The organism is Oligoflexus sp. (genome assembly GCF_035638955.1).
Taxonomy (GTDB): domain Bacteria; phylum Bdellovibrionota_B; class Oligoflexia; order Oligoflexales; family Oligoflexaceae; genus Oligoflexus.
The window spans coordinates 1-5,046 of the sequence record NZ_DASQYZ010000171.1 but is presented as its reverse complement, the minus strand read 5'-3'; the positions used below and the strand labels follow the sequence as shown (position 1 = coordinate 5,046).

3 protein-coding genes and 1 pseudogene are annotated in these 5,046 nt (G+C 45.0%); all 4 read right to left on the bottom strand.

Annotated elements, in window-relative coordinates; genetic code table 11:
• Positions 1-220: hypothetical protein (locus VE954_RS16265; RefSeq protein ID WP_324954596.1), on the bottom strand; the 220-nt coding region annotated here is incomplete at its 3' end.
• A gap of 1,257 nt (positions 221-1,477) precedes the next feature.
• Complete coding sequence (locus VE954_RS16260) at positions 1,478-2,038, bottom strand: hypothetical protein (RefSeq protein WP_324954594.1); 561 nt, start codon at positions 2,036-2,038, stop codon at positions 1,478-1,480.
• Positions 2,039-2,944: 906 nt separating this feature from the next.
• The gene (locus VE954_RS16255) at positions 2,945-4,525 is read right to left on the bottom strand and encodes a hypothetical protein (RefSeq protein ID WP_324954592.1); all 1,581 of its coding nucleotides are present in this window, start codon (positions 4,523-4,525) and stop codon (positions 2,945-2,947) included.
• Positions 4,526-4,664: 139 nt separating this feature from the next.
• Positions 4,665-4,775, bottom strand: a pseudogene (locus tag VE954_RS43810) (cupin domain-containing protein); the annotation flags it as partial.
• Between the last annotated feature and the right edge of the window lie 271 nt (positions 4,776-5,046).

Sequence of the window (5,046 nt, the reverse complement as noted above, 5' to 3'; positions counted from 1 at the left end):
CACCAAAAAATGTGGACTCTATCATTTTCAACTGAACTTCCAGAGTCATGATCGTTGCAGCATAATTTATTGCAGACTCTTTAGGCTTTGAATCGAAGACTATAGAAAATCTAATTTTATCTTTTTCTGGCCTACGCTTCTCCACTACTCTGCTGAGATCAGATATGGGAAGGATACACTTTGCCAAAATCTGTTCTTTCTTAAGCAGGATCAGATCCATTTCACCCCCATCAATTTCCGACTAAGATCTAGCCACTATACTCAAGCATTCTAACACTTTTTCACGGCACGAAAAAGCAGGCCCTTGGTTCCGAGACTATTACGGTTCATTAGAAATTGAAAAGCTGCGGAACCATAAGAAAAAACCCGAATATTCTCAAAATTTTTTAGACTCATAGACCCACTAGAAACGTCTCGATTTTTCCTACTCCACTGGACAGATTGAACGTAAAGCCGAGTGATCGGTGGGCACTGCTGTAACTATCACCAACGAAAATCATATGAAACCGAATTTGAAGCTCAAGTTTTATCAATTTTGGAACAGATGGAAATTAAAGCAGCGTGTCCAGAGTGCGAAAACCTATCGATGGCTATCTGGGGATCTACGGGTCCTTGTCCACATTGCGATGGTCAGTCGCAAGCTGCAAATCCATGAAGTAGGCGGTAGATACGAGACCCTCCGGAAGCTTGAAACCTAGTCCCGGTGGCCTTTCGCAGGTTAACATTCCTTTACCGGTTCAGACGACTTTTCGCTGGCGCGCGTCAGTCCGCATTCTTGACACCAAAACTTACTTACTTCCAAGAATTATTCTCAACAAAACCGAGACGTTAAGGTCTGCATTCTATCATGCAATATTTTCAATAGTAGTCTGTCTCTGCGTTGTCAATTACATGGAACTGCAAGAGACGAGCTGTCTCGTTGATATATTTGAACCTCACGTGCCGCTGCTGGCCATCGTCCAGTTTCTAGCTAGTATTGAGCCGCCTCCTGTCACATGAGGATCACCCTTAACAAATGGAACGCAAATGCAAACACACAATAAACTTCGAACTGTGGGCTTGATTTCAGCGTTTTTTTCTGTCGCGATGATGGCGTTTCATAGTGCCGAGGCCATCTTGCTCAGGTGCGCATTTTTCATTCTCGCCATTTTCTTTATCAGAAAGGCTCATTTTGAAGAGAAAAAGATGCGTGGCGACAATCCAGAGGAAGATAAAAAGAGAAAGCGTCTCGCCTATATTATCGTAGGCGTCTTGTATGGCTTCGTTATCATTGTATTCATTGTTTCACGATTTCTAGTTACGAGCTCGTAATAGCGATCGAGACTAAAGCCGGGCTCTTTGACTAGCACGAATTGAAATTGACAGTTGCGAGTAAGAGGCATGGATCGCCGCATTTTAAGTAACTTCATTGGGTCGATCTGACTTCTTTTCAGGGGCAGGCTGAGTCGCCAAACCAGATTTCGGAAACTGGAAGATCTCACTTTCTTTTTCTGTGGTCCTCATAGCAGTACTGGCCATCATCCGTCTTTCCGTGCAGAGTTATGCTGCCATCCGTCAGCCAATTAATAATTTTTTGGGCCTCTTCCTTAACGCCAGGATACATCATTTCAGTCAAACTTGATTTTTCATCCCAGGACAAGTCGGCCCAACTATCTTTATTGAAGACTGTTGGAACTTGCAGGCAAAGACCGTAAGCGAGACCAATATCGCGCATAAAGGCATATCCACCACAGTAAAAATCATAGGTCATCACTATGCTTTCTGACGCTTTTGGATCCCCTTCAATTATGTTGCTCAAACAGCGCATGACTCGCCATGATTCATACTCTTCAACACTAACTGTTGATTTCAAAAGCTTCTCAAGATCATAAGCAGCACCGCTGCATTTGTAGTTAAATTCTACAAGGGATAGCAACACATCTTCACCAAAGGCGGAAGCTATTTTCTCAGTGTCTCTGTAAACCCGCTTCTCAAAGTCCTCGATAGATATTTCATGATTTAGAAACAAGAATATATTTTTTGTCCAGCCGTCTGCCATAATAAGTCCTTGGTAATCTGAATTGAAGGTTTGGACTCGGATGATAGCAAGTCGTTAGCTAAATTTTTGGTAAATTCCTGCACTTTAGTATGTTTTTCAGCGAAAAAAACAATAGACACCCTCCCAAAACCCCGAAGATTAATCCATCTTGAAGGTGAATTGGATGTATGTCGCCTCCGATGGCAGAAGCGTATGCAGCCACAAGGAAAACAGAGCCCATGCTAGCTGCAATGACTTTAACAAAACCAATCATGCTATTGTCCTCGTTTATCAGGTTTCATAAATTTTTCGACAACAAGGATTCTGCCGACCCGACCACTCTCCCATTTTGCATTATGCCGCTCCAAGACATCCGCCCTGGGATCATAGCCATGTGGATATTCCAGTGAATTCATTTAACTACAATTTTGATTAGTCACAATGACATAAAAAGCGAATGTGTACCATTCCATGGAGCCGAAAGGCAACGGATTATTGCATGGCAGCGATTCTGCGTAAAAAAACGTGGTGCAGAATGATGCAGGAAGGGAAAAACGCAGCTACAACCCGGGGTATGCTCGAAGCCAAACGCGCATGTATGAGGCTTAAAATTGAGCTCTCGGCAGGAAGGGAATCTACAAAAGGCTAACGCCTATGGCATTGCCCCAGCTATGGACATACCGAGCGGACTCAATGTCCCTGGCTCACTATGTCTAAAAATGATTGATTGAAGCGGTTAACAGCAACGTTCGCCAAAAGGAAATCACATGAAACCCGATTTCGAAGCACAAGTTTTTGCGATCCTGGAACAAATGGAAATTGCTGTTGCGTGTCCAGAGTGCGTAAAACTATCGATGGCTGTCTGAGGGTGCGCTGGACCTTGTCAGCATTGTGGCAGCGGGTCGCCTGTCTCAAACCGTAATGCCACTAAAATTTCTTTTCAAACTCCTTTAAGTCCATAAAGATTTCATTCTTCATATCGCTCGAAAGCATATCGATCAATGGAAGGTTCGACCTGATGACACTACTTTGAACACGGGTTGGGCTTGTAAATACTCTTTTAGGCTGTCCAGCGGCAAAGGATAAAAAATCAACTATCATTTGCTTATTCTCAACAGAGTCTTCCTGGATATAGAGCTGGAGCAAGGTTGACAAGGCGGGCCACTTGCTAAGCTTTCGAGCCAGCCTTATAATCACTCTTCTGAGTGGTTCATCATGTTGCGAATGAAGCTCCATGAGAAGATCAGGGGCTAGTCTTCCGCAGCGCAAGAGTTGCTTCAACGCCTGAATGGCTACCCCCAGGTTTGCGGTTTTGGCTTTCAAAACAAAAATTTCCCAATAAGCATCTGGATCGACTTTCCCAAGCGTAATCAGTGCTGCACGTTCAACTCTTGGCTCGCTACTGCCTTTCAATAGGTCCACGATCCTGGAAGCCGAGCCTTTTGGATCCGTTTCTCCAAGGCCAAGGAGAGCTACTGGTTCAGGCAACAGTTCCGTGTAGTATCGGACAGGATCATATTGAAACTTCCTTGCAAGGAAGTATTGACAGACGCTCCGAACGCCCGCGGACCGGTCAAGGAGGCCTCCAAGAAATGTTTTCCTAACGTCGCTGTGTGACACTTTAGCGAGATAGGCATAGGCAAGCCTTCTTTGATCGGCATATTTGGATTTGCAAAGGGCTCTTATGGTTTCCCATGAAAGGTATTCATTCGTGGTCACCTTTTGAAAGGCCAATGACCTTACAATCGGATCAGAGTCATCAAGTGCCTTGAGAGCAAGATCCATGTTCCGCTCGTTCTGAGGAAGGAGCTTCACCAGTGCTCTGCGCACTTCCCGAATGGGGCTTTGCATACCTTCAATCAGTTCTTCCAGACTTGCATCTTTGCAAATTTGGCCCTCAATCATGGAAACATGCCGACTTATGTCACCTCGACCGTAGGCTCTGATATGATCCACGAGAGGAAGACTGGAAATCAGTTCAACCTGATATCCACCTCTCTTCAAAGTCCTCTCAAGAATTTCTGATGCAAGGGTGCTGACCTGTGGCACCCAGTCATTGATCCTGAGCAGAAGGAATGGCAGTACCTTTGCAGAATCATAGTGAGACAAGGCGCGTACTGCCTTTTCCCTGACGTAGCCGCTCCTATGCATGGAGTATAGCCCATAGAGAAGGAGAGCTGCTTCGCCTGGGGTCTGCTCAGCATCAATAATATGGACCGGCTGATAGCTCAGGCGGTGTGACCAAATGCTCTGTCGAACACGAACGTCTAACGCAAGGTAATCACGAGCGCTGAAAAGCTTCATCAGCTCGATAATCGTCGTTCTTATCTGCCCCATAATCGCCGTCTTTTTATCCAAGAGCGGAGCGAGAGCTACAACGGCATCCTTGCGACCAGCCCGGAGCAGGTTTTCCAGCACATGCATCTGCTTCTGGCCCAAACCGTCTGAGCTTGGGCTTGACTGCTCTATCTCGTAAAGGATCGAAATTTCCTCCTTGATATCCTTCAAAAATATGTCTCCTATTGGCATTTCGACTTCCCGGAAGACTCGCACGAAATCCGCCTTGTCCTCAACTAATATTCATAGGATCAATTTTTCAAGTGCATAAATGTGTGTCAGCACTCACTCTGGCAAGGATGGACCGATATTCAAGAACTATAAACAGCTCATCTGAATTGGGATGAAAATGCCAATCATAAACTCCTTCAATAACGGCAAGTCTGAGGCAGGATTCATTCACACAGTTGACCACAACAATTTAATGCTGTTTTTGGATTGAATCGCTGAGCTGTTTTAAGTTCTGATGATTCATTGACGTCAAGATTAGAAACCTCCTGATAGACATGAAGGGCGATGCTCATCTTCTCGCCAATGATCAGGGCCAGGGAAGTCTGCTGGTCATGAGCTTTACGGCAACCCAAGAACATATGAAAAACAGCGCGTGACTGGGGACCAAACCAGGCCTTCAAGCGGTAATAGGATAATTTGAAAGTTTCAAGACTTCAGACACTCCCCCTGTTTTTTTAAGC

What these genes read in the sequence shown, in the direction of transcription:
- VE954_RS16260 (WP_324954594.1), bottom strand. Translation starts at nt 2,038, where the DNA reads ATGGCAGACGGCTGGACAAAAAATATATTCTTGTTTCTAAATCATGAA.